The organism is Microbacterium sp. NPDC019599 (assembly GCF_040632175.1).
Lineage (GTDB): Bacteria > Actinomycetota > Actinomycetes > Actinomycetales > Microbacteriaceae > Microbacterium.
The window spans coordinates 95,436-120,576 of sequence record NZ_JBEYBL010000005.1; the positions used below are offsets into that span (position 1 = coordinate 95,436).

Below are 25,141 nucleotides of genomic sequence, written 5' to 3' on the forward strand. Positions count from 1 at the left end.
CGTTGAGCGAGCGAAGCGAGACGAAACGCCCCGAACGAACAAATCACAAGGAGAACCCATGAAGCTCATCACCTTCGACGACGGCCGCGTCGGCCGCCTCGAGCTCGAAGAAGGCGTCGTCATCGAACTCGACGTGCCCTCGACGCGCGAGTACTTCGAGCGCGGCGGCGACGTCCGCGAGACCGGCGAGCGGCTGAACTACGCCGATGTGCGGCTGCGTGCGCCGATCGTGCCGAAGAAGTTCTTCCACACGGCGGGCAACTTCGCGGCGCACCACGAAGAGCTCGAGAAGGTCAACTGGTCGCACCCGGTGCACAAGGGCATCGTGTTCTTCCAGAACGTCGACGCCATCATCGGGCCGGACGACGACATCGTCTACCCGGAGCACCTCACGCGGGAGATGGACTACGAGCTCGAGATGCTCGCCGTCATCGGCAAGCCGGGCAAGTTCTTCAGCCCCGAGGAAGCCGTGGAACACATCGCGGGATTCACGATCTTCAACGACATCTCCGCGCGCGACATCCAGCGCAAGGAGATGGAGTCGGGCGTCTTCTCCTTCAGCAAGGCGATCGACACGTTCTGCCCCATCGGCCCCTACATCGTCACGGTCGACGAGGTGCCGGACTACCAGAACCTCGCGATGGAGCTGCGGGTCAACGGCGACGTGCGGCAGAAGGGCAACACCAGCGAGATGCTCGTCACGATCCCGCACCTGATCTCGTACCACTCGCCGCAGATCTTCAGCGCGGGCGACCTGATCTCGACCGGCACGATCCGGGGTGTCGCGGCGATCCAGGAGAACCCGTTCGACTACTACCTCAAGCCCGGTGACGTCGTCGAGGCGGAGATCCAGGGGCTCGGCGTGCTGCGCAACCGCGTCATCTCGTGGGAGGACCGCTACGGCGAGCCGGCGCCCGAGCGGGTCGACTGGTGAGGATCGCGAACCTCGCCGGCCGGCTCGTCCTACTCCCCTCGACAGGCTCGGGGACTGGCGCGGAAGAGACGGCGGTGGATGTCGCCACCGCCTCGGACGGACGCTTCGGACCCGACCCCATGTCGGCGTTCGACGACTGGGACGCGTTCCGCGAGTGGGCCGCAGACGTCTCCGACCCCGGCGTGACGCTGCTCACGTCGGAGCTCGGCCCGCCCGTCCCGCGCCCGCCGCAGGTCTTCGCCATCGGCGTGAACTACCGCGAGCACGCCGACGAGGCCGGCTACCCGCCCGACAGCCTCCCCGTGACGTTCACGAAGTTCCCGTCGAGCCTCACCGGCCCGGACGCGACGGTGACGCTGCCGGACGGGAACGTCGACTGGGAGGTCGAGCTCGTCGTGGCCATCAGTCGCGGGGGGCACAGCATCCCGCGTGAAGAGGCCTGGAACCACATCGCCGGGCTCACCGTCGGCCAGGATCTCTCGGAGCGCCTCGCGCAGCTCGAGGGCACGCGCCCGCAGTTCAGCCTCGCGAAGTCCCACCCCGGCTTCTCGCCGACGGGCCCGTGGCTCGTGTCGGTCGACGAGTTCGCCGACCCCGCCGATCTCGCCATCTCATGCTCGCTCGACGGCGAGGTCCTGCAGGACTCCCGGACGTCGCGGATGATCTACGACGTCCCCGAACTCGTCGCCCGGCTCTCGGCCGTCGTCTCGCTCCTGCCGGGAGACCTCATCTTCACGGGCACGCCCTCCGGCATCGGCAACGCGCGCACGCCCAAGCGCTTCCTCCAGCCCGGCGAGGTCCTCACGAGCACGATCGAGGGCGTCGGCGAGATCATCACCCGGTTCGCCTGACATGGCGGCGAGCCTGCGCATCCGTCCCGCGTGCCGGGTCGTGATCGACAACGACTGGGCCGGTGACCCCGACGGGCTCGTGGCGCTCGCGCACCACCTGCTCTCGCCGTCGAACGACGTCCGGGTCGTGACGTCCTCGTCGCTCAACCCCGTCTTCGGCCCACCCGAAGGCACCGCAGCCCGCGGTGCCGCGCTCGCGAGCGAGCTCATCGGACTTCTCGATGCGAGCGTCGAGGGCGGCGTGCACGCCGGCCCTGACACGACGTTCACGGGCGAAGCGCGGACCAACCCGGCAGCCGACGCGATCATCGCCGAAGCGCTGCGCGACGACCCCCTGCAGCTCTACCTCGTCTGTGCCGGCCCGCTCACGAACGTCGCGGACGCCCTTCTCGCCCGACCCGACCTGGTCGACGCGCTCGTCATCGTGTGGGTCGGCGGCACCCGGGACGCCGGCGGCTGGGAGTACAACCGGGCGACGGACGAGGATGCCGCGGCCTACGTCCTCGGAACCACAGCCCGCATCATCCAGTACCCGCTCGAGTCCTACCGCGTCGCCCGGATCGGGGTCGCGGAGCTCGAGCAGGAGCTGGCCGGCTCCGGTGCAGTCGGCGGCTGGCTGTGGGAGCGCTTCGTCACGCTTCCGCTGCCCGACGAGGTCGCCCTCGGCGAGGTGTGGGCGCTCGGCGACAGCCTCCCCCTGCTCGTCACAGCCCTGGGCCGGGCGAGCTTCGAGGAGTCCGACCTCACTGCGGGCGTTCGCGAGGTCGGCCCCGACGACGTGCGGCTCCTCATCGGCGACCTGCTCGCCAAGCTGCGTCTCGCGGAACGTCGGCGGGACGTCTGAGAGCCTGACATGACGGATGCTGCGCCCGCCATCGCGTGGACCGCCGCGTGGGTCGAACCGGCCCAGGAACCCACCGACATCGAGCGGTGGACGCTGCTCGATTGGATCAGGGGAGCGCGCCCCGACACGCCTCCCGAGGAGCGGCTGCGTCCTTTGCAGCTCCTCCGGCAGTCGTTCGACGTGGAGCGGGGGCTCGTTCGCGCGACCCTCCACGCGTCGGCGCGCGGCGCCTACTCGGGGTGGGCGAACGGGGCGCGCATCGGCGACGAGGTGCTCGCACCCGGCTTCGACAGCTACCTCCACCGCCTCTCGTTCCAGACGTACGACGTCACGGACGCCCTCGTCGCCGGTGCGAACGTGCTCGCCTTCGCGCTGGCAGACGGCTGGTGGGCCGGCCGCATCGGCATCACGGGGTCCAGCGCGCAGTTCGGCGACCGCACCGCGATGATCTGGCAGCTCGAGCTCGAATACTCAGGCGGCCGCGCCGCGACCGTCGTGTCGGGCGACGGAGCCGTGAGCCGCCCCGGCCCCTGGACCTACGCCGACCTCTTCATCGGCGAGCGGTACGACCGTCGCGCGGAACCGGCCGGCTGGACAGATGCTCCCTTCGACGACGCCGACTGGACTCCTGTGCTCGAGCGCGGCCACGACACCTCGACTCTCGTGCGCTTCACCGGTGAGCCGATCCGCCGCGTCCTCGAACTCGATCCCGACTCGCTCCGCGAGACGGACGAGGGCCTTCTCGTCGACTTCGGCCAGGTCATCGTGGGCCGCGTCCGCATCGCGCTCGCCGCGACAAGCGCCGGTCAGGAGATCACGATCGAGCACACCGAAGTGCTCGCGGCCGACGGCTCGTGGTTCCAGAACGTCACGGGGATGAACAAGGAGCAGACCGACGTGTTCGTCGCGACGGGCGGCGACGACGAGTGGGAGCCCGAGTTCACGTTCCACGGCTTCCGCTATGCGCGTGTCCGGGGTCTTCGCGACCGCGCCCAGCTCACCGGGATCCGCGCCGTCGTCATCGCCAGCGACCTCGCGCAGACGGGATCCTTCGCGTGCTCCGATCCGCGCCTGACGAAACTGCACGAGAACGTCGTGTGGAGCCAGCGCGGCAACTTCATCTCGATCCCGACTGACTGCCCGCAGCGCGAGCGCGTCGGCTGGACCGGCGACATCCAGGTCTTCGCCGCTGCGGCGACGAACAACGCCGATGTGCGCGCATTCCTCACCCGCTGGCTCGAGAACCTCCGAGCCGACCAGCTTCCCGATGGCGGCATCCCGATCACGTCGCCGCGCTCGCCCTTCGACATCGAGGCGGCCGCCTCGGCGACGGGCCTCGGCGCGATCGTGACGAGTGCAGGGTGGAGCGACGCGATCGCTTTCGTCCCCTGGACGCTGTGGGAGCGCTACGGCGACCGCGCCGCGCTCGAGGACAACTACCCCTCGATCCTCCGCTGGATCGACTATCAGCGCACCGCGGCCGCCGCGGAGCTGCCCGCCGCCCTCGCCGGGGTCGACCTCGGCTCCGAGCGTCGTGCCCGCCAGGCCCTGCTGTGGAACACAGGCGACCACTTCGGCGACTGGCTCACGCCGTCGACCCTCGAAGGCGGTCCCCCGCACGAGGCGATCCTGAGGGCTCCGCGACTGACGTCCGAGCTCATCGCGCCCATGTTCCAGGCCCAGACCCTCACGATCGCCGCGCACATCGCCGGCGTGCTCGGCCGGGCCGAGGCATCCGATCTCGCGTCTCGTGCGGCGGCCGTCCGAGCGGCCTTCGCGGCGGAGTACGTCGATGCCGACGGCGAGCTCCCCGTCCGCCTGCAGGGCGTCTACGTCCTGGCCCTCGCGTTCGACATGGTGCCCGCCGGGATCCGCGACAAGACCGCTGCCCGCCTCGCCGAGCTCGTGCGCGAGCGTGGCGACCGGCTCGACACGGGCTTCCTCTCCGTCCCCTACCTCCTCGACGTCCTGTGGGACACGGGCTACCGCGACCTCGCGCGGCAGGTCCTGCACCAAACCGAGCAGCCATCGTGGCTCTACGAGGTCGACCACGGTGCGACGACCATCTGGGAGTCATGGGATGCTGTCGCCCCCGACGGCACCCCGCGCCCCGTCTCGTTCAACCACTACGCGTTCGGCTGCGTCGACGACTGGCTCTACCGCCGGGTCGCGGGCCTGCAGCCAACCTCACCTGGCTGGCGCACGGTGACGATCGAGCCGGACCTCGACAGCGGCATCGAGTGGGTTCAGGCCCACGTCGGCACACCGTTCGGCCGCCTCGCCGTGGCGTGGACCCGCGCTGGGGACGGGATTTCGGTATCCGCAACCGTGCCCGAGGGCGTCCGGGCGACACTCGTGGCCGGCGGCGAAGAGATCTCCCTGCTTTCGGGCGCCTCGCGACACATCGTCGGCGCGCAGCGGTCGCCTTGATGCGGGCGTATGCCCGCGCCGATCAGACGACCGCCGCCCGCTCTGGATCCCGATGGGGTCTTTGAACCGATCAGGGACGATTGCGTGCCGGCCTCAACGCAAGGATGCGCGTGATGTATCAAGCGCGTCCACCAGGTCTCCTTCCGTGTGAACATCCAACGCTCTGTCTGGGAGGAGCAGATCATGGCTCGGTTGATCTCCGCTGGACGGGCATGGGCGCAGCTGGAGGCGAGCGTCGACGCCCTGGTTGAGAGCCTGTTCGAAGACAAGATCGTGGTGGGCCTGACTGTCGCAGTCACGAAGCAGGGGCGACTGATCCTGTCGAAGGGGTACGGCTTCGCGATGTCCGACGGCACGCGAACCCGCCCGATGACCCCTTCCATGCGGAGCAAGATCGGCAGCACGACGAAGGCCCTCATCACCGGCCCCGCCGCCGTTCAGCTCATGCGGGGCAAGGACATCGATCCTTCCACTGTGACGCTGTTCGGACCGCGCGGGTTCTTCGACGGCGAGTTCGATGACGACATCGACGTCGGCATCCAAGCGGCCGCTCCCGACTCCGCGGACTGGAAGCAGTGGTACGAGAAGATCACCCTGCAGCATCTGCTCGACCACAAGGCCGGATTCCAGAAGAGCGGCCCGGACCGAGCCGACGTCGCTCAGATGTTCGAGGTCGCCGAAGACGAAGTCACACTCGAACAGGAGCTGCGCTACTTCCTGCGGACCCGGAGGCTCCGCTACGAGCCGGGAAACCCGCCCGAGGGTCTGGAGCCGTCGTCCTACTCGAACTACGGGTTCGGCATCTGGGCCCTGCTGATCGAGCGGATGTCCGGAAAGCCGTACCCCAACTACGTGCGGGGCCACTACCTGCGCCCGATGAACCTGCACAACGCCGTCCGGTGGCAGCGCGCCGCCCCCGACTCGTGCGATGCGCACGGGCACTTCGCGAGCAGCGCCCAGCCACCGCAACCGCAGCCCTTCGAGCAGTCCGCGCTGGGAACGGGACTGGCCGCAGGCGGATTCATGGCATCGGCGCAGAGCATGACGCGGATCATGGCCGAGCTGGCGAACACGCACACGACCGCCGAGCTCGACCGCATGGGCTGGGGTCGCGGGACGAACTCGAATGGCCACGTCAACCTGAGCCACAACGGATCCATCACGGGTGGGCTGGCCAGCGCCGTGATGTTCACCGCCGGGTACCGGTCGGCGACCGAGAACGCCGACTTGAGTGACGTGCACGTGGCCGTTGCCGCCAACGTCCGGGGCCCGGAGGTCGAGGACGAACCGAAGTCGCTCACGTCCGACTCGCTCCGCAGCCTGGCGAACCAGATCGCCCTCGCGGTGCCGGCCTCCGGTGCTCCGGCTTCGTTCGATCTCTGGGGCGACCCCGCGCTGTCGCCGGACTCCGAGTATGTGCGGCACGGGGTGCCCGCGGCCGAGTATCAGGCGGTGTTCGATGACGCGGACCGATCCGGCTACCGGCTCGAGTGGATCGACGGGTACACCGACGGCGGGAAGCTCCATTTCAACGTGATCTTCCGAAACAACCTCTCCGGCGTCGACTGGTCGAGCCGGCACGCGATGACAGGACCGGAGTATCAGGCGGCGTACGACGAGCACAAGGCTGCGGGCTTCGCCCTGGAACACGTCGACTCGCACCTCGTCCGCGGCGATGTCCGGTACGCGGCGATCTGGGTGAAGTCCACGCGCCGCGTGCGGGCCTATCACGACAAGAGCCTCGCCGACCACCAGGCGACGTTCGACGACTGGACGGCGAGCGGCTGGCGACCGAAAGCGATCTCGGTGGTCTCGGTCGACGGCGCCCTGCGTTACACGGCCCTCTACATCCAGGAGCCAGCGGATGACACCCAGTCGAAGTCCTTCCTGACCAGCCAGGAATATCAGCAGCGGTACGAGGCGAACAAGGCGGCAGGCCGACACCTCCGGTACCTCGGCACTTACGTGCACGACGGAACAGTGCGGTTCTCGGGGATCTGGGCGCCCACACCCGCCGTGTCGTCCAGTACTGCGCGGCACGCGATGACTGACACCGAGTTCATCACCGAATGGGAGGACGCGGTCGGCAGAGGATTCCGAACCCGGGGCGTCACCGCGTGGGAGTCGCGGGGCAGGATTCGGTACGCCGCGTTCTGGAACAAGTGAGCGCAACCTGAACACCTGCAATCGAGAGGACCTGCCACACCACTCGGGCTGGACCTCTTCGGCGTGGCGCCGCGCCGGACCTGGGTCGCGGCATCCTGATTCCACACGGCATCCTGGGTCGCATGGCCCGCTTCCTGCTCTCGGCGATGCCGTTCACGGGGCACATCAACCCCATTCGCGCGGTGGCGACTGCGCTCGTCTCCCGTGGGCACGAGGTGCGCGTCTATTCGGGCGCGGCATTCCGCGCGGCCGTGGAGTCGACGGGCGCGCGGCTGGTCCCGTGGCATCACGCCCCCGACTTCGATGAGAACGACCTCGCCGCGACGTTCCCGCGGCTGCTGGGAAAGAAGGGGCTCAGCCAGCTCCTCATCAACGTCGAAGACGTCTTCATCAACACCGCCGGCGCGCAGGTGCAGGATCTGCGAGACGAGTGGGTCAGGCAACCCTGGGATGCGATCGCCGGCGACGACGTCTCGATCGGCGCAGCCCTGTACGCCGCGCAGAACGGCGGTGCCTGGGCGACGATCTCGATCATCCCGCTCAATCTCGCCGGAACCCAGGGTCCTCCTGCCGGGCTGGGACTGTGGCCGGGCACGAACCCGTTCACCAAGGCGAGGGATGCCGCCCTCCGCGCGACTGCGCCGCTGATCGCCCGGTCGCTCGTGAAGGCGATCGCGCGATCCGAGGAATCCATCGGCCTACGGCCGCGAGGGCTGACGATGGAGCAGATCACCTTCTCACGACAGCTCATCGTCGCCAGCGGATCCCCACTGCTCGACTTCGAGCGCACCGACCGGCCCGACTTCCTGCACTTCGTCGGCGAGCTCCGGATGTCTCCGCAGGCGTCGCGCACGCTGCCGGCATGGTGGGGCGAACTCGAGGGCCGACGCGTCGTGCACGTCACGCAGGGGACGCAGAACATCGATCCCGCCGACCTCATCGCGCCCACGCTCGAAGCCCTGGCCGACCGCGACGATCTGCTCGTGGTGGTCACGACGGGTGTTCCGGGAGGCGATGAGCTGCCCTTCCCCGTCCCCGCCAACACACGGGTCGCAGGATTCCTGCCGTATGCCGAGCTCCTTCCGCGAGTGGACGTCGGCCTCACGAACGGAGGATGGGCGGGACGCTCGCGATGCTCGCCCACGACATCCCGCTCGTGATCGCGGGAGGCGACCTCGACAAACCCGAGATCGCCTCCCGCGTCGCGTGGACGGGAGCAGCCGTCAACCTCAAGACCGGCACTCCGACACCAGCTCAGGTCGCAGCCGGGTTCCACTCAGTCACGATCGAACCGTCGTACCGGGATGCCGCGGCCCGCGTCGGTGCGCAACTGCGCTCGCTCGGCGGGGCCGCCCGAGCAGCCGAACTACTCGAACAGCTCGCCCAACCTGCGAACCAGCCGACGCCTCGATCCGGCAACTGACACCGCACCACGCACACTGCCTACTCCCGACCATCGCAGACATCGATGGCCCAGGGGATCCTCCAGTGCGCACCGTTGTTCTGCCGGCGGATCGCGAGGTTGATGGCGCCGCGCACTTCTGCGGGCAGGGCGAGGCACGGAGAAGCGCACGAAGCCCGGTCCTTCCCCCGGCTGCGCGCGGATGGCGACAACAGCGCCGCGCTTCGCTTGCGTGTCAGTGCGGCGCGGGTTCTTCGCGCCAGCGCTCGTTGAACCAGAAACGGATCTGCCAGTCGTCGTCGGTGCGGGTGAGTGCGCGCACATTCCGGAACCGGGAAGCGACGCCATCTGCATCGGTCGTCGTCACCATCACGACCACGAGAGCGGCGTTCCCGAGGACATCGACCGACAGGACGTCGGACGTGCGGTCCGCGAATGGGCTGGGACCGCTGAGGCTCGCCATGAAGGCGGTCTTGTCGACGACCTCCCCGTTCGCCCGGCGGAACAGCAGGTCGCCGCTGAGGATCTCATCCAGACGCCCGACGGCAGTCTCATCGCGGCGCTGCTCCCACTCGGCGACCAAGGCGTTGAGCGACCGCAGGACTTCGACATCGGACATCCCGTACTCCTTCGTTCTCGAGCCGGCTCGCGCCCATTCTCCTCGCGGCTCGGGGCCTGGGCGTCTCGAGGATTGCATCCGCGCGCTGACCACCGTCTGTCAGCGGCTCGCATGCTGCCATCGGGGTGGACAACCGCGGATGCTGATCGCTCATCGGTGCCCGTTTGCGTCGCCCGCAGATCCCGGGTGGCGGGGCGATCGGATGCCCGGGTGGACGGCACGATGATCCGCCCGATGGTGGTGCCGTCGACGCGCACCGGCGCGGCGAGTTCGAGCGGTTCGGAAGTGGACGCGACGGCGGGAGTCGAACCCGCAACGCAGCCGGATATGAGCCGGTGCCCGGGACCGCCCGGATCGCCGCGATGACCCCACGCTAGCCGGGATCGGCGACAGAGTGATTCAGCGTTAACTGCAGTTTCGCTGTGAGTCGGACTGTGTCGCGGCATCCGCGTCCCCAATTCCGGCGTTTCGTTCCGACACGCCGCAGCGACGACCCGAAGGCTCGGCGTGTCGCATCAGACTGCCGGAGCCCGGCACGCCATGGAGGGCCACAGCGCCCGGGCGCACGCGAAACCGCCCCGCCACCCAAGGAGGATGACGGGGCGGTGTTGCCCTCGGCCGACGCCCCGAGGAGCCAGAAGTTCTGGCTTCTCGTGCTCGAGACGCCATTAGTTCTGGCATCTCGACGACGGGACTCGACGACGGGACTCGACGACGGGACTCGAGGGCGGCGGCGCCAGGGCTCGCGGCCGAGCCGAGAGACGTCAGCCGGCCACAGGCACGAGCTCCTCAGTCCGCGCCGCCGTGTACCGGTTGTCGGGCACCTGCAGCCCGAGGTTCCCGCGCAGCGTGTCGGACTCGTACTCCGACCGGAAGAGGCCGCGCTCGACGAGGATCGGCACGACCTCCTCGATGAAGCGGTCGAGCTGGGCGGGGTGGCCGGCGTGGATGTTGTAGCCGTCGAGGCCGTAGCCCTCGAACCACTCCTGCAGGCGGTCCGCAACGGTCTCGGCCGAGCCGACGAAGGGGCCGGGGGCGCGGTGCAGGCTGTTCTGGACGGTCTGGCGCAGGGTCCAGCCGTTGTCGGCCGCGAGGTCGGCGATCCGCTGCGCGCCCGTGCGGAAGCTGTGCTCGGCGAACACGAGGGTGTGCTGGGGGAACGGCTCGTCCAGGTCGTACTGGCGGAAGTCGTGCCAGCCGAACGAGCGACCGAACTCGGCGAGAGCCTGGTCGAACGAGTGGTCGGTCTCGCGGAAGTGCCGCTCGAGGTCGCGGGCCTCGGCATCCGTATCCCCGACGACGATGCCGACACCCGGGAGGATGACGATGTCCTCGGGGCGGCGGCCGAAGCCGCGGGCGCGCGTCTTGATGTCGTCGTAGAAGGTCTTCGCCTGCTGGAGCGTCGCGGCGTGCGTGAAGATGCCCTCGCCGACCTCGGCGCCGAGGTCCCGCCCCTGCGTGGAGTCGCCGGCCTGGAAGATGACGGGCTGACCCTGCGGCGGGCGCTCGAGGTTCAAGGGGCCGGTCACCTTGAAGTGCTCGCCCACGTGGTCCACGGAGTGCAGCTTGGACGGGTCGAGGAACCGGCCCGTGCCGCGGTCGCGGGGGAGCGCGTCGGCCTCGTACGAGTCCCACAGCGCCTGGACGAGCTTCACGTGCTCGCTCGCCCGTCCGTACCGCGTGTCGTAGTCGTAGTGCTCGTCGAGCCCGTAGTTGCCGGCGGTGCCGGCATCCCCGCTCGTCACGACATTCCAGCCTGCGCGGCCCCCGCTGATGTGGTCGAGCGACGCGAAGCGCCGGGCGACGTTGTACGGGGCGTTGTACGAGGTGGTCAGCGTGCCGACGAGGCCGATGTTGCTCGTGCGCGTCGCGACGCCCGACAGGAGGGTGAGCGGCTCGAGCCGGCTCAGGTAGTGGGGCGGCGAGTCCGGCGTGATGAACTGGCTGTCCACGATGAAGACGAGGTCGAACTTCGCCGCCTCGGCCTTCTGTGCGTTGGCGATGTACCACTCGATGTCGACGCTCGCGTTCGCCGGGATGGCGGGGTCCTGCCACAGCTTGTGGTTGCCGGGGCCCCCGGCTCCCGTGAGCACGAGGCCGAGCTTGATCTGGCGCTTGTTCGTCATGGTTGTTCCTTCGGGGTCTGAGGTCAGGCCACCGCGCCCGCGAGCTCGCGCTCGACGGTGTGGCGGTTCTCGGGCAGCTTGAGGCCGAGGTTGCCGCGCAGCGTCTCGGCCTCGTACTCGGTGCGGAAGACTCCGCGCTCCTGCAGGATCGGCACGACTTCGCCCGCGAACCGGTCGATGTCGTCGGGCGTGCGCAGGCGCAGGTTGAGGCCGTCTGCGGCGCGGCCGCGGAACCAGCGCTCGATCGTGTCGGCGACCGTCGTGGGCGTGCCGATGAAGGGGGACGGCGTGTACTGCGTGAACTCCTCCACCGTCTCGCGCAGCGAAAGTCCGCCCTCGCGGGCGCGCTCGATGATCCTCGCCGCGCGCGTGCGTCCGCCCCGCTCCGCCTGCGCCGTCAGGTCCGGGAACGGGGCGTCGAGATCGAGAGAAGAGAAGTCGTACGCGCCGAAGGCGCGGCCGAACGCCGCGAGCTTGCGGTCGAAGTCGTTGTCGGCCTCGTGGATTTCGCGCGCGAGACGGTGGGCCTCGGCATCCGTCGACGCGATGACGGGAGTCGCGCCCACGAGGATCACGAGATCATCCCACTCGCGGCCGACCGAGGCGAGACGGCCCTTGACGTCGGAGTAGTACTCGACGGCCGACTCGAAGTCCTCGCCGGGGGCGTAGATGCCCTCCGCGACCTGCGCCGCGAGGTTGCGGCCCTCCTCCGAGACGCCGGCCTGGAAGATGACGGGCTGGCCCTGCTTGGAGCGCGAGAGGTTGAGCGGCCCGTCGACGCGGAAGTGCTCGCCGCGGTGGTTCAGGGCGTGCAGCTTCTCGGGGTCGAGGAAGACGCCCCGTTCGAGGTCGGCCACGAACGCGTCGTCTTCGTACGAGTCCCAGAGCCCCCGCACGACCTCGACGGCCTCGAGCGCGCGCCCGTAGCGCGTCGCGTAGTCGAGGTGCTCCTCGAGCCCGTAGTTGCGCGACGTGCCGGTGTCGAAGCTCGTCACGACGTTCCACCCGGCGCGGCCGCCGCTGATGAGGTCGAGCGAGCCGAAGCGCCGTGCGAGGTTGAACGGCGAGTTGTAGGTCGAGCTCGCTGTTCCGACGAGACCCAGGTGGGTCGTGTGCGTCGCGACGGCCGAGAGCAGCGTGAGCGGCTCGAGCCGGTTCAGGTAGTGCGCGGGGTAGGTCGCGTTGATGAACTGGCTGTCGACGATGAAGAGCGCGTCGAACTTCGCCGCCTCGGCCTGCTGGGCCCGCGCAATGTACCACCGGATGTCGATGCTCGCGTCCTTCGGGATGCGCGGGTCCTTCCAGAGGCTGTGCTGGCCGGGACCGCCCACGCCGTAGACGCTGAGGGCGAGCTTGAGCTTTCGTTCTGTCATGGTGTGCTCCTGTCGAATGCTTGGTGGTCAGGGTGTTTCGAGGAGCCGCCGCAGCTCGGCGCGGCGCTCGCGGTCGATCGCGCCGGACGAGAGGGTCGGCGCCGAGCCGACGAGCAGCCGCGTGTACGGATGCTGCGGGCGGTTGACGATGTCGTCGGTGGATGCCGTCTCCACGAGCTCGCCGCGGTACAGGACGGCGGCGCGATCCGTGATGCCCGCGACCGAGCCGAGGTCGTGCGAGATGAAGACGAGCGACGTCCCGTTCTCGCGGAGGGAGTTCAGGATGCCGAGCACCGCCACGCGGTTGGCTGCATCGAGCGCGCTCACGGGCTCGTCGAGGATGAGGACGCGCGGCTCGGTCACGAGCGCCCGCGCGACGAGGACGCGCTGACGCTGGCCTCCCGACAGCTCGCCCGGGAAGCGGCCGAGGAGGACAGCATCCAGTCGCACCTGCTCGAGGCGGTACGCGATGCGGTCGCGGATCTGCTGCCGCGAGAGACGGCGCTGCAGCTGCAGCGGCTCGGACAGCGACTGCTCGATCGTCAGGTCGGGGTCGAGGGCGCGCAGCGGGTCCTGGAAGACGTACTGCACGACGCCGCGGCGGCGGAAGTCGCGCCATTGGCCGGTGCGGAACGCCGTGACGTCCTCGCCCGCGATGCGGACGCGTCCGGCGTCGGGCCGGACGAGGCCGACGATCGCGCGCGCGAGGGTCGACTTGCCCGACCCCGTCTCGCCGATGAGCCCGACGGACTCGCCGGGCGCGACCTGCAGCGACGCGTCGCGGATCACCTGGGTGCGGTCGCGACGTGAGCCGTATGAGACGTCGAGGTGCAGGGCTTCGAGCACGGGGGCGTCAAGCGACATCGCGCTCTCCCTCCTCGCGTGACGCGTCGGTGCGGAACCGGTCGAGCCCGTAGTGGTTGTGCTCGTCGATGAGGAGGCGCGTGTACTCGTGCGTGGGTCGGAAGAGGATGTCCTCCGTCGCGCCGTGCTCGACGACCACCCCTTCGCGGAGGACCAGGACCTCGTCGCACGTCTGGGCGACGACGGCGAGGTCGTGCGACACGACGATGAGCGAGAGACCGTGCAGCGTCTTGAGCTCGAGCAGCAGGTCGAGCACCTCGGCCTGGACGGTCACGTCGAGGGCGGTCGTGACCTCGTCCGCGATGAGGATCTGCGGATCGAGCGCGATCGCCGTCGCGATGAGGACGCGCTGCAGCATGCCGCCGGACAGCTCGTGCGGGTACTGCCGGTACACCGTCTCGGCGTTGCGCAGCCGCACGTCGGTCAGCAGAGCGAGGGCGCGCTCCTTCGCCTCGCGGCGCCGCACGCCCTTCTTGACGCGGATCGCCTCGGCGATCTGGGTGCCGACGCGGATCGACGGGTTGAGGTACGAGCCCGGGTCCTGGAACACCGCCGTGATGCTCGTGCCGCGCAGGCGCGTCCAGTCGCGCGGCGTGAGGGTCGCGGCATCCTGTCCGAGCAGCTCGATGCGGCCGCCCGTCACCTCGAAGAGCGCGGGGAGGATGCCGAGCACGGCCCGGCACGTGAGCGTCTTGCCGCTGCCCGATTCGCCGACGATGCCGACGACGTGGCCGCGACGCAGCGTGAACGAGACGCCGTGCACGACGTCGGCGCCCGTGTGGAGGTTGCGGATGCGGACGTCCTCGAGGCGCAGCACGGCGTCCTCGCGGACATCGCTGCGCGCGGCATCCGTCTGGACGGCCTCGACAGCATCCGACTGCACGACCTGCGTCGGCGCCGTGCGTACTCGCGTGAGGGTGTTCGACATGCTGACTCCTCCTATGCCTGCGCGACGACGGGGGTCCGCGTCGCGTCGTCCTTCTTGCGCCGGCCGGTCGCCTTCTCGGCGAGGAGCACGCGACCGGACTCGCCCGCGACGTCGCGGATGACGTCGGCGAGCAGGTTGAACGCCCACACCGTGAGCATGATGAGCACCGTCGTGAACAGCGGCGCGTAGGGGCGGTAGTTCAGGTAGCCGAGGTCCGAGGCCAGGACGCCGCCCCACGTCGGCGCGGGGGGCGCGACGCCGATGCCGAGGAACGTGAGGCTCGAGACGACCACGAAGCCGATGCCCATTGTGTTGGCCAGGGCGATCGCGATGGGCGGGAGCACCTTCGACCACACGTGCGTGCGGACGATCCAGCCCGTCGAGGCACCGGCCAGGACCGCGGCCTCGACGTACTGCGACCGGGCGACCGAGAGGGTCGCGGCGCGTGCGACGCGGTAGAAGAGCGGCGACACGAGGATGCCGACCACGAGCATCGCCTGGGGGATGCCGTTGCCGAGGAGCGCAGTGACGGCGACCGCGAAGACGAGGAACGGCAGCGCGATGAGCGTGTCGACGAAGCGCAGCGTCAGCCACTCGAACGTGCGGCCGAGATACACCGACAGGATGCCGGGAATCGCCCCGACGACGAGCGCGATGAGCGCGACCTGCACGGCGCCCAGGACGCTGATCGTCGCGCCGACGAGGATGCGGCTCAGGACGTCGCGGCCCAGGTAGTCGGTGCCGAGCCAGTGCGCCGCGGAGGGGTGGCCGAGCACCTCGTCGGTGCCGAGGAGCGGGTCGTACGGCGCGAGCGTGGGCCCGAACACCGCGAGGAACGTGATGAAGAGCAGGAACGCGACGGCGAACCGGCCGGCGGGCAGGCGCAGGATGCGGCGGACCACGTCAGACTCCTCTCGCCGAGGCGGGGTTGAGGCGCACGAGCAGCACGTTGACGACGAGGTTGAAGACCACGACGAGGACGATGGCGACGACGAGCACGCCCTGCACGGCGGGGACGTCGCCGCGCGAGGCCGAGTCGGCGGCGAACTTGCCGAAGCCCGCGAGCCCGAAGATCGCCTCGGTGACGACGGCGCCGCCGAGGATGTTGGGGAACTTCATGCCGAGGACCGTGAGGGCGGGGCCGCTGCCGTTGCGCAGGACGTGGACGAAGAAGATGCGCCGCGGGCCGAGGCCGCGCACGATCGCGCCCGTCACGTAGTTCTCGCGGTACGCCTGCACGAGGCCGGCGCGCATCTGGCGCGCGACGTCCGCGATCGTGTCGAAGCTGATGGCCAGGGCCGGCAGCCACAGGTGCTGCAGCCAGAGCCCGACACCCAGCTCGATCGGCACGTAGCCGGCCGAGGGCAGCCAGCCGAGGCCCACGGCGAAGATCGCGACGAGCGCGATCCCGACGACGAAGGACGGCATGACCGAGATGAAGGTCGTGACGGCCGTGATGGAGCGGTCGGCCCACGTGGTCTGGAAGACGGCGGCGAGGACGCCGAGGCCGAAGCCGAACACGACGCCCATCAGTAGGGCCAGGCCCGCCACCGAGAGGCTGATGATCGCGCGGGAGGCGAGGAGCTCCGAGATGCTCGCGCCGTTGTACCAGCTCGTGCCGAGGTCGCCTTGGAGGATGCCGAGCAGCCAGTTCCCGTACTGCTCGAGGATCGGCAGGTCCAGGCCCCATTCGTGCTCGAGGGCCGCGATCTGCTCCGGCGTGGCGGATTCGGAGAGCTGCAGGTGGGCGGGGCTCAGGCCGCTGAAGCCCTGGAGCGCGAAGGTGATGAGCGTCGCGAGGAAGAACACCGTCGCGAACACGACGAGGGAGTGGCCGAGGAAGCGGAGGGGTGCGGGCACCGCGGCCCGTCGCCGCCGGGCCGAGGGGGCCCTGGGCGGAGGGTCGGTCGCGGCGGGGCGCGTGTCGAGCGTGGCGACGGCCATGGGGCGCAGCCTTCCTTGAGACGAGAGGGGGGCGGGCGGTGCCCGGCGCGAGCCGGGCACCGCCCTGGTGTCACTGCGAGATCGTGACGCCGGTGAGGGAGATCTGGCCGGGGATCTGCGGGAGATCCGAGACCTTGGGCGATTTGACGATGAGCGTGGGGGTGCCGACCGTGAAGATCAGGGCCCCGCTCTGCAGGCCCGCGCGAGTGGCGAGCTGCAGGTTCTTCGCGTAGTCCGGGCTGTCCAGGGGGGTCTCGCGGGCGACCTTGACGGCCTCCTCGAAGCCGTCCGGCTCGTACGGAGCCGACAAGTTGAGGGGACCGGCCGGGCCGAAGTGCGCCGTCAGCGTCTGGACGGGGGATTCGCGCCCTGTCGTGCCGTAGGTCGACAGCGTCAGGTCCTTCGCGAAGAAGGGCGTGGCCCAGTCGGGCGAGACCTGGATGTTCGCGGTGATGCCGATCGCGGCGAGCTGCGACTGGACGATCTCGTTCGAGACGGACTCGGCGCTCACGACGAAGTCCACGACGATGTCACCCGGCTCGTAGCCGGCGTCGGCGAGGATCTGCTTCGCCTTCTCGGGGTCGTACGGCCAAAGGTCTGCCGACTCCTCGTCGTAGGCGATGTAGCCCTCGGGGAACGGCTGCGTCGTGGTGTAGCCCTTTCCGAACGTGACCTTGTCGAGGAACTCGTCGCGGTTGATCGCGTAGCGGACCGCATCGACGACCGCAGGGTCGTCGAACGGCGCCTTGTTGATGTTGAGGCTGATGTTCGAGGCCGAGTACACGGGGTGCTCGGCGACATCCAGGCCCGCGTCGATCGCGGCGTCGTACTGCGCCGGCGCGAGGCCGTAGGCGAAGTCGTAGACGCCGGTCTGGATCGAGGCCACGAGGGTCGACGGCTCGGGAGCGGCCGACAGCTCGACGCGGTCGATGTGGATGTTGTCGGCATCCCAGTAGTCCGGGTTCTTCTCGAAGTAGATGTGCGACTCGGGCACGTACTCCACGACGGTGAAGGGGCCCGCGCCGACGGGCCACTGGTCGAGCTTCTCGGGGTCCTCGGCGGCCTTGGGGCTCGTGATCTGCGCGACGCGCTTGCCCAGCAGCAGCGGGATCTGGTGGTCGACCTGCGTGAGATGGACCGTCACGTCGAGGTCGCTGTCGGCCGTGACGCTGTCGATCGAGGTCAGGTCGCCGTGCAGCGCCGAGTTCTCCTGCGTCTTGGCGCGTTCGATGTAGAGCTTGACCGCCTCGGCGTCGACGGGCTCGCCGTCCTGGAACTCGAGGCCCTCGCGGAGGTGGAAGGTGACAGCATCCCCCGCCTCGTTGTAGTCCCAGCTCTCGGCGAGACCGGGGGCGGCATTGCCGTCCTCGTCGATCTCGGTGAGCGAGGCGTAGGCGAGCGCCGTGAGGTTGAACGAGAAGCCGCTGCCCTGCACCACGGGGTCCCAGTGGGCGGGGAGCGTCGCGGCCCAGCGCAGGACCGCGGGCTCGGTGCTCTCGGCTGCGTCGTCCGCGTCGCCGGCGGCGGTCGCGCAGCCCGTCAGCGCGAGGGCGCCGACGAGAGTCGCGGCGACCGCGGCTCGGAGTCTTGTGATTCTGATGTTCATTGCATATCCGTTCGATCGGGTGGCTTTGCAAAAGCATGGGAATAGGTCGCGGTACGGTGCGATCCGCCCGGAAACATGCGGTAATCCCCGCCGGTCACAATTCACTGGATTGCGCCGGATTGCGTTTTGTGTCGCGTGTGCTGGACGCGATCGGAATGTCGAAAAGCGACGAAATGTGACAATTCGACCGCATGCCGGATTGGAGTGGCCTCTAGCGTCGTCCCGATACCCAGAGGAGATGACCATGACTGACGGCACCGCGTTCCGGCTCGGCTTCCTGACCCACGTGGAGGGCGGCCGCGACCTCGCCGAGACCTACCGCAACGCCCTCGAGCTGTTCGTCGCGGCCGACGAGCTCGGGTTCGACTCCGGCTGGGTCGCACAGCACCACTTCGGCGGCGGCGAGGCGGATGGCCTGGCATCCCCGTGGATCTTCCTCGCCAATGCGGCCGCCCGCACGCAGCGGATCCACATCGGCACCGCCGTGACGCTCATCCCGCTGCACCACCCCGTGCAGCTCGCTCAGGACGTCGGGGTGCTCGACGCCATCACGGGCGGCCGCGTCGAGCTCGGCGTCGGCACGGGCTTCGATCGCGTCGCGTACGGCGTGTACGGAGAGGACTTCGAGCGCCGACGCGAGCTCACGACCGAGCGCTTCACCGCCGTGCGCGCGGCGCTGCGGGGAGAGCCGCTCGACGCCGACGGGAACGTCTTGAAGGCGGCATCCCCCGACCTCGCCGACAACCGCTCGTGGCACGCCGTCTTCAGCGCCGCCGGCGCGGCGCACGTCGCGAGCGAGGGCGCGAACCTGCTCCTCAACCGCGCCGCCTACGGTTACGACGAGCCGACCGACGTCGTCCAGCGTCCGTGGGCGGAGAGCTACCTCGAGGCGTGGAAGGAGCCGCGCGCTGCGCGCATCGGGCTCTCGCGCCTCATCTTCGCCGCCGAGGACAAGCGCACGGCGCTGAACCACATCGGCGACGCGCTCATCGACAACGTCCGCCGCGCGAACGCCGGCGGCCAGTCGTGGGGCGCCGAGACGCTCGAGAACGCGCTGTTCCGCTACCACGCGCACTACGGCCACCCCGATGAGGTCGTCGCGCAGCTCCAGGCCGAGAAGGTGCTCCCGCTTGCGACCGACCTGCTCGCGCAGTTCAACCCCGCGCGGCCGGGCCTGGACGCCTCGATCCGCGCCCTCGAGCTGCTCGCCACCGAGGTCGCCCCCGCGCTCGGCTGGCGTCCCGCGAACCGGCGACAGGACGCCGCGGCGGCCTGAGGCACGCCGCCGGGCTGCCCGCGCTGCACCGCCCGGCGCCGGGTCGCACCGCGGGCCCGGCCCCGCTCGACAACCCTAGACAGGAGACGGACATGACGATCACCGACATCACGACGGATGCCGAGGCCGAGGCCTACGCGCGCGACTGGAAGCAGTGGCACGACGAGCTGGAGGACGCGCGACGCGCGCCGCACGGCTTCCTCGCGTACACGAGCTTCAACTTCCTCGACGAGACGCCCCGCCGGTTCGACGGCATCCCGGGCACGTGGTCGACGGGCGAGCGCGGACCCGTCGTCGAGCTCGCCGAGGGTGAGGCGCTCGTCTTCGACGGCACCCCCGTGACGGGCCGGCATGAGTACGGCGAGATCGGCGAGCGCACCTTCCATCGTGCCGCCTTCGGCGAGGCCGTCATCGAGCTGTCCCGTCGCGGCGGCCGCGACATCGTCCGCCCGCTCTACCCCGACCACGCGCTGCGCACCGGCTACCGCGGAACCCCGGCGTACGCCCCCGACCTGCGCTGGGTCGTCGAGGCCGTGTTCGAGCCGGAGCAGCCGCGCGACATCCCGATCGCGGCCGCGATCCCGGCGATCACGCACACGCACTCGACTCCCGGTCGCGCGCGGTTCTCGATCGACGGCCGCGAGTACGCGGTCACGCTCATCTCGCGCGGAGCCGAGCACGCGACGCTGCTCTTCCGCGACGCGACGAGCGGCGTGACGACCTACGCCGCGAGCCGCACGCTCGCCGTCGAGCTGCCGACCGACGGCACGGACCGCATCGTCCTCGACTTCAACCGGGCGACGAACCTGCAGTGCGCGTACACGGACTACTCGCCGTGCCCGCTCGCGCCCGCCGAGAACCACCTGCCGTTCGCCGTCGAGGCCGGGGAGAAGATCCCCCTCGACCGCACGTCGTGACGGAGAGGTCGGGAACAGCATGTCGAACCCGCCCCTGCACACCGCTGAGGCGCCGTCGGGCGGCATCCTCCGACTCGGATACTGGACGCCCGTCTACGGCGGCTTCCTCCGCAACGTCGGGGACGAGGGGATGCCGGCCACGTGGGAGTACATCCGCTCGCTGTCGCAGCAGGCCGACCGGCTCGGATACGACACGACGCTCGTGCCGGAGCTCTATCTCAACGACCGGAAAGGCCTGAGCGCGCCGAGCCTCGAGGCCTGGTCGCTGTCGAGCGCGATCCTCGCGACGACGGAGCGCCTGAAGGTGCTCACGGCCGTGCGCCCCGGGTTCCACCTGCCGGCCGTGACAGCCAAGGAGTCGGTGACGCTGGCCGACATCGGCTCGGACCGGTTCGCGCTCAACGTCGTGGCGGCGTGGTGGGAGGAGGAGGCCAAGCAGTACGGCGGCCGCTTCACGCAGCACGACGACCGGTACGAGCAGGCGCGCGAGTTCGTCAGGATCCTGCGCGGGACGTGGGACGCGACGCCCTTCTCGTACACGGGCGACTACTTCACGGTTGCCGAGACGATCCTCGAGCCGAAGCCGCGCGTCGCGCCGCCGATCTACGCGGGAGGCGAGAGCGAGCACGGCCGGGAGTCGATCGCGCGCTTCGCGGACTCGTACGCGCTGCACGGTGGGACGCTCGACGAGGTGCGCGGCAAGGTCGACGACATGAACGCTCGGCGGATCCGGCTGCAGGGCCGCCCGTTCGACGACTTCGCGATGTCGGCGTACGTCATCGTGCGCGACACCGAGGCCGAGGCCCGCCGCGAGCTCGACCGCATCACGACGGTGGATCCGGCATCCCCCGGCTATGCCTCGTTCGAGGAGTTCACGCGCAATTCGCAGCTCGACGTCGAGGTGTCGCGACGGGAATACTCGGTCGGCACGCGCGGCCTGCGCCCCGACCTCGTCGGCACGCCCGAGCAGGTCGCCGAGCGCATCCGGGCCTACGCCGAGGCGGGGGTCACGCTGCTGCTGATCCAGTCCTCGCCCGCGCACGACGAGCTCGAGCGCATCGCGACGCAGGTGGGCCCGCTGCTGCGCTGACCCACGGTCCCCGAGCTTGTCGAGGGGTCGTTCCCCGGCCGCCCGGGCTGCTCGGGTTCGACGCCTCGACAGGCTCGGGTGGCCTGAGCGCGTGCACAACGTCGCTGATCGGGGGCGATCCGCCGACGGGAGGGGCTTATCCGTGGCGTGTCGTGGTGGATCGGCGACGTTGTGCACGCCGGGCCACGGGACCGTAGGGGAGGCCCGGCTCAGCCGAGCTCGGCCTGGAGCTTGCGGAGGTGCTCGACGACGAACGCGTGGTCGTCGGCCTGGGGCAGGCCCGAGACGCCGACCGTGCCGACCATGCCGACGCCGGCGATCGTGATGGGGAAGACGCCGCCGTGCGCGGCGTAGAGCGTCGTGTCGAGCCTGCCGTCGGAATCGAAGTCCCGGCCGTTCGCCTTGAACGCCTGTCCGACGCCGTACGACGAGCGCCCGTAGCGCCGGGCGACGCGCGTCTTGCGCTCGAGCCAGCCGTCGTTGTCGGCGCTCGAGCCGGCGAGGGCCGTGTGGAACACGCGCGCCTCGCCCAGCGTGATGCCGATGACGATCGGCAACTCCCGCTCGAGGGCCGTCGCGCGCATCGCCGACCCGAGGCGCCAGGCGTCTTCCAGGTCGAAGCGCGGGAGCACGAGCTCGCGCTCCTCCGCCTCGATGAGGGTCAGGGTCTCGCGGGCGTCATCCGTCATGAACCCGAGCGTACCGAGGCGCGTGAGGACGCGGCATCCGTCCCCGGCGCCGCGGGCGGTGCGGCCTCGAGCGCGCGCAGCATCCGTTCCAGCGTCTCGCGCAGGTCGCCGCGCTCGGGCTCGGCGAGGTCGGTCGTGTACTCGACGCCCGCGGGGATCCAGCTGAGCCCGTACATCGTCTCGCGGAAGTCCGCGCCGCCGACGGGCCAGCGCGTGCGGTCGGGGCCCTCCGGCTCGGCACCCTGACCCCATTGCCCGAACTGCTCGCGCATGCGGTCGATCGGCAGGTCCATGACCGCCACGGCCTCCACGGGCTGCCGTGCCCACGACCGCGCGACGAGGATGAACTCCTCGATCTGCCCGGGAGTGAGCGGATGCGGCGAGAACAGCACGCGCGTGTGCTCGACATCCGACAGGCGGTCGACCCGGAAGGTGCGCCAGTCGTCCTTCTCGAGGTCCCAGCACAGGAGGTACCAGTGCCGGTCGGCGGGGGCGAGCGCATGCGGCTCGACGCGCCGCCGCGTGACCTCGCCGGAGGCCGCGGTGTAGGTGAAGCGCACGCGTTCGCTGTCGCGGCACGCGAGGGCGAGCTCGCCGAGGACCTCCGTCGACACGGGCGCACCCGCGCCGATGCCGGCGGGCTGGACCGTCTCGGCGAGCGCGTTGACCCGTCGGCGCAACGCCGCGGGCAGCACCTGCTCGAGCTTCGCGAGTGCCGTCAGCGTCGTCTCGGGGCCGCCGATGAGTCGTTGGGATGCTGCCACCCGAAGCCCGATCGCCATGGCGACCGCCTCTTCGTCGGTGAGGAGCAGGGGAGGCACCGCGCTGCCCGCTTCGAGCCGATAGCCCCCGGCTGCGCCCGGCGTCGACTCGATGCGGTACCCCAGTTCGCGCAGCCGCTCGACGTCGCGCCGTACGGTGCGCTCCGTCACGCCGAGACGCTCGGCGAGCTCTGAGCCGGGCCAGTGCCGGTGCGTCTGCAGGAGGTTCAGGAGCGAGAGCGCCCGGGTCGTCGTGTCGGACATGACCCCATTGTGGCGCGCATCGCGGACGGTTCCGGTCCGCAATGTGCCGGCCAGCGACGGGCGACCGCCCGCTCGCCGCTACGACTCGGCGCCGTCGATGAGCGGCTCGAGCAGATCCGCGATGCCCGAGCGCGCAGCATCCGCGTCCCCCGCGACGATCGCGTCGACGAGTCGAGCGTGCTCCCCTGCGTGCGGATCGCGCTTGTGCGCCACATCCTCGCGGAGCACTTCGGCGAACAGGCCGACGAGCCCGTCGTACAGCTCGACGAACAGCTCGTTGTGCGTCGCCTCGATGATCGCGCGGTGGAGGGCGAGGTCGGCGGTCGCGCGCGCGTCGAGGTCTGCGCCCCGCCACGACGCCGAGCGGAGCTCGAGGAGCTCGCGCAGGCGTGCAGCATCGGCATCCGTCCTCCGCCTGGCTGCGAGCGCCGACGCCGCGCCGTCGATCGCGGCGCGCAGCTCGAGGCCATCGCGCCGCGTCGCGCGCGACGCCCGCCGTGCGACCACGTGCGACAGGTCGTGCCGCGCGATCACGAACGTCCCCCGGCCCTGCTCGCGCCGCACGAGTCCCGCAGCGACGAGCGACTGGATCGCCTCGCGCACGGTGTTGCGCCCCGACTCGGTCCAGGCCACGAGCTCGGGCTCGGTGGGGATGCGCTCGCCCACGGGCCATCGGCCGGACGCGATCTCGTCGTGGAACCGTGCCGTCACGCGCTCCGTCGTGGTCGGCGTCCGGCGGCCGGGCGGGTCCGCGCTAGACTCCGAAGGATTCATCCCATCATCCTATCTATCGAGGTGGATACGTGACCATAGTCCGGCGCGGAACGCTCATGCCCCTGGCCGCGATCGTCCTCACGGCCCTCAACCTGCGCACCGCCGTCACCGGCTTCCCGCCGCTCCTGGACATGATCGGCGACGAGCTCGGATTCGGTCCTTCGCTCTACGGACTCCTGGGAACCCTCGTGACGGCGTGCTTCGCCGTCTTCGGCCTCCTCTCGGCGGCGGTCGCGCGGCGCATCGGCCTCGACGTCGCGATCGCGATCGCGGTCGCGCTCACGACGACGGGACTCGTGCTGCGGTCGTTCTCGTCCGATCCCGGAGCGCTCGTCGTCTCGACGATCGTCGCGCTCGTGGGCGTCGGGTCGTCCAACGTGCTCGTCGTCCCGCTCGTGAAGAAGTACTTCAGCGACCACCTCAAGGCGATGAGCTCGCTGTACCTCGCTCTGCTCCAGGTCGGTCAGTTCGTGGCGCCGCTCATCGCGGTGCCGGTCGCCCTCGCGAGCGGGTGGCGCTGGGCGCTCGGGATGTGGGCGATCCCGACGGGGGTCGCCGCGGCGCTGTGGATCGTCCTCGCCGTCCGGGCGCTGCGCATGCAGCCCGGCGCAGCCGAGCCGACCGGGACCGCGGACCGGATCCGCGGTGCGTGGCGGACCCCACTCCTGTGGGCCATGGTGCTCATGCTCGGGATGACGGCGCTCAACGTCTACGCCCTCATCACGTGGCTGCCGACGATCCTCGTCGACGCCGGCGCCGATCCCGCCTCGGGCGGAGCGCTCCTGTCGCTGTTCTCGATGTTCGGGCTGCTCGCGGCATTCGTCGTCCCGCCGCTCACGGTACGGCTGCGCAACCCGTTCCCGATCGTCGTCGTGTGCACGGTGCTCATGGCGCTCGGCTACGTCGGCCTGCTCCTGGCGCCCGGCGAGGGTGCGGTGGCGTGGGTGACCCTCCTGGGCCTCGGCGTCAGCACGTTCCCCATGTGCCTCACGCTCGTCAACGTCCGCACGCGGACGACCGGCGGCTCGACCGCCCTCTCCGGCGCGATGCAGGGCCTCGGCTACGGCATCGCGTGCGTCGGACCGCTCGGCATCGGCCTGCTCTACGAGATCTCGGGCGGCTGGGGCTCGTCCTACGCCGTGCTCTTCGCGAGCCTCGTCGTGCTGCTCGTCAGCGGTGCGGTCGCGTGCCGTCCCGTCATGCTCGAGGACCAGGTCGCAGACCTCGCCGAGCGGCGCGGAGAGAGCGCGCCCGTGTCCTGACCGCGAGGTCGAATCCGCTCA

At 70.2% G+C, this 25,141-nt stretch carries 22 protein-coding genes and 1 tRNA gene; 11 read left to right on the plus strand and 12 right to left on the minus strand.

Going from position 1 to position 25,141, the window contains the following annotated elements:
• Positions 1-58 precede the first annotated feature (58 nt).
• The 7 genes from ABZ477_RS10860 (at position 59) to ABZ477_RS10890 (ending at position 8,648) form a co-directional block, all read left to right on the plus strand.
• The gene (locus ABZ477_RS10860) at positions 59-934 is read left to right on the plus strand and encodes a fumarylacetoacetate hydrolase family protein (protein WP_360132229.1); all 876 of its coding nucleotides are present in this window, start codon (positions 59-61) and stop codon (positions 932-934) included.
• A gap of 74 nt (positions 935-1,008) precedes the next feature.
• On the plus strand, positions 1,009-1,785 hold the full coding sequence (locus ABZ477_RS10865) for a fumarylacetoacetate hydrolase family protein (RefSeq protein WP_360132232.1): 777 nt from the start codon (positions 1,009-1,011) through the stop codon (positions 1,783-1,785).
• A gap of 1 nt (position 1,786) precedes the next feature.
• A complete protein-coding gene (locus tag ABZ477_RS10870) occupies positions 1,787-2,629 on the plus strand; it encodes a nucleoside hydrolase (RefSeq protein WP_360132235.1) in 843 nt (280 codons plus the stop codon).
• Between the two features lie 9 nt (positions 2,630-2,638).
• On the plus strand, positions 2,639-5,059 hold the full coding sequence (locus ABZ477_RS10875; RefSeq protein WP_360132236.1) for a family 78 glycoside hydrolase catalytic domain: 2,421 nt from the start codon (positions 2,639-2,641) through the stop codon (positions 5,057-5,059).
• Between the two features lie 183 nt (positions 5,060-5,242).
• Entirely contained in the window at positions 5,243-7,225 is a 1,983-nt protein-coding gene (locus tag ABZ477_RS10880) for a serine hydrolase (RefSeq protein WP_360132239.1), read from the plus strand.
• A 122-nt stretch (positions 7,226-7,347) separates the two neighbouring features.
• Positions 7,348-8,385 carry a glycosyltransferase gene (locus ABZ477_RS10885; RefSeq protein WP_360132242.1) on the plus strand — a complete coding sequence of 346 codons (1,038 nt, stop codon included), beginning with the start codon at positions 7,348-7,350 and terminating at the stop codon, positions 8,383-8,385.
• Positions 8,340-8,648, plus strand: coding sequence for a nucleotide disphospho-sugar-binding domain-containing protein (locus tag ABZ477_RS10890; RefSeq protein WP_360132245.1), 309 nt, complete (start codon positions 8,340-8,342; stop codon positions 8,646-8,648). The genes ABZ477_RS10885 and ABZ477_RS10890 overlap by 46 nt, the downstream gene beginning before the upstream one ends.
• Before the next feature lie 214 nt (positions 8,649-8,862).
• Here ABZ477_RS10890 and ABZ477_RS10895 read toward each other — a convergent pair whose 3' ends face one another.
• The 9 genes from ABZ477_RS10895 to ABZ477_RS10935 form a co-directional block, all read right to left on the minus strand.
• Positions 8,863-9,246 (minus strand): nuclear transport factor 2 family protein, encoded by a 384-nt coding sequence (locus ABZ477_RS10895; protein WP_360132248.1) that lies wholly within the window; start codon positions 9,244-9,246, stop codon positions 8,863-8,865.
• A gap of 286 nt (positions 9,247-9,532) precedes the next feature.
• A tRNA-Met gene (locus ABZ477_RS10900) sits at positions 9,533-9,608 on the minus strand.
• A 402-nt stretch (positions 9,609-10,010) separates the two neighbouring features.
• A complete protein-coding gene (locus ABZ477_RS10905; RefSeq protein ID WP_360132251.1) occupies positions 10,011-11,372 on the minus strand; it encodes an LLM class flavin-dependent oxidoreductase in 1,362 nt (453 codons plus the stop codon).
• A gap of 23 nt (positions 11,373-11,395) precedes the next feature.
• Positions 11,396-12,745, minus strand: coding sequence for an NtaA/DmoA family FMN-dependent monooxygenase (locus ABZ477_RS10910; RefSeq protein ID WP_360132254.1), 1,350 nt, complete (start codon positions 12,743-12,745; stop codon positions 11,396-11,398).
• A 27-nt stretch (positions 12,746-12,772) separates the two neighbouring features.
• Positions 12,773-13,609, minus strand: coding sequence for an ABC transporter ATP-binding protein (locus ABZ477_RS10915; RefSeq protein WP_360132257.1), 837 nt, complete (start codon positions 13,607-13,609; stop codon positions 12,773-12,775).
• The gene (locus ABZ477_RS10920) at positions 13,599-14,537 is read right to left on the minus strand and encodes an ABC transporter ATP-binding protein (RefSeq protein WP_360132260.1); all 939 of its coding nucleotides are present in this window, start codon (positions 14,535-14,537) and stop codon (positions 13,599-13,601) included. The genes ABZ477_RS10915 and ABZ477_RS10920 overlap by 11 nt, the downstream gene beginning before the upstream one ends.
• An 11-nt stretch (positions 14,538-14,548) precedes the next feature.
• Positions 14,549-15,439: an ABC transporter permease gene (locus ABZ477_RS10925; protein ID WP_360132263.1), complete on the minus strand. Its 891-nt coding sequence runs from the start codon at positions 15,437-15,439 to the stop codon at positions 14,549-14,551.
• 1 nt (position 15,440) lies between these two features.
• On the minus strand, positions 15,441-16,481 hold the full coding sequence (locus tag ABZ477_RS10930) for an ABC transporter permease (RefSeq protein ID WP_360132266.1): 1,041 nt from the start codon (positions 16,479-16,481) through the stop codon (positions 15,441-15,443).
• Between the two features lie 70 nt (positions 16,482-16,551).
• A complete protein-coding gene (locus ABZ477_RS10935; protein ID WP_360132269.1) occupies positions 16,552-18,087 on the minus strand; it encodes an ABC transporter substrate-binding protein in 1,536 nt (511 codons plus the stop codon).
• 244 nt (positions 18,088-18,331) lie between these two features.
• Here ABZ477_RS10935 and ABZ477_RS10940 point away from each other — a divergent pair, with 244 nt between their 5' ends.
• The 3 genes from ABZ477_RS10940 to ABZ477_RS10950 all read left to right on the plus strand — a co-directional run bounded on the left by ABZ477_RS10940 (position 18,332) and on the right by ABZ477_RS10950 (position 21,370).
• On the plus strand, positions 18,332-19,363 hold the full coding sequence (locus tag ABZ477_RS10940; protein WP_360132272.1) for an LLM class flavin-dependent oxidoreductase: 1,032 nt from the start codon (positions 18,332-18,334) through the stop codon (positions 19,361-19,363).
• 92 nt (positions 19,364-19,455) lie between these two features.
• Positions 19,456-20,280, plus strand: coding sequence for a DUF1684 domain-containing protein (locus ABZ477_RS10945; RefSeq protein WP_360132274.1), 825 nt, complete (start codon positions 19,456-19,458; stop codon positions 20,278-20,280).
• A gap of 19 nt (positions 20,281-20,299) precedes the next feature.
• On the plus strand, positions 20,300-21,370 hold the full coding sequence (locus tag ABZ477_RS10950; protein WP_360132277.1) for an LLM class flavin-dependent oxidoreductase: 1,071 nt from the start codon (positions 20,300-20,302) through the stop codon (positions 21,368-21,370).
• Positions 21,371-21,579: 209 nt separating this feature from the next.
• On the opposite strand, the gene ABZ477_RS10955 is transcribed toward ABZ477_RS10950, so the two are convergent.
• From ABZ477_RS10955 to ABZ477_RS10965, 3 genes are all read right to left on the minus strand, one after another.
• Positions 21,580-22,059, minus strand: coding sequence for a heme-degrading domain-containing protein (locus ABZ477_RS10955; RefSeq protein WP_360132280.1), 480 nt, complete (start codon positions 22,057-22,059; stop codon positions 21,580-21,582).
• Positions 22,056-23,084, minus strand: a complete 1,029-nt coding sequence (locus ABZ477_RS10960) for a transcriptional regulator (RefSeq protein ID WP_360132283.1) — start codon at positions 23,082-23,084, stop codon at positions 22,056-22,058. The genes ABZ477_RS10955 and ABZ477_RS10960 overlap by 4 nt, the downstream gene beginning before the upstream one ends.
• Positions 23,085-23,162: 78 nt before the next feature.
• Positions 23,163-23,858: an FCD domain-containing protein gene (locus ABZ477_RS10965; RefSeq protein ID WP_360132286.1), complete on the minus strand. Its 696-nt coding sequence runs from the start codon at positions 23,856-23,858 to the stop codon at positions 23,163-23,165.
• 29 nt (positions 23,859-23,887) lie between these two features.
• On the opposite strand from ABZ477_RS10965, the gene ABZ477_RS10970 reads away from it, so the two are divergent.
• Positions 23,888-25,120: an MFS transporter gene (locus ABZ477_RS10970; RefSeq protein WP_360132289.1), complete on the plus strand. Its 1,233-nt coding sequence runs from the start codon at positions 23,888-23,890 to the stop codon at positions 25,118-25,120.
• Positions 25,121-25,141: the final 21 nt, after the last annotated feature.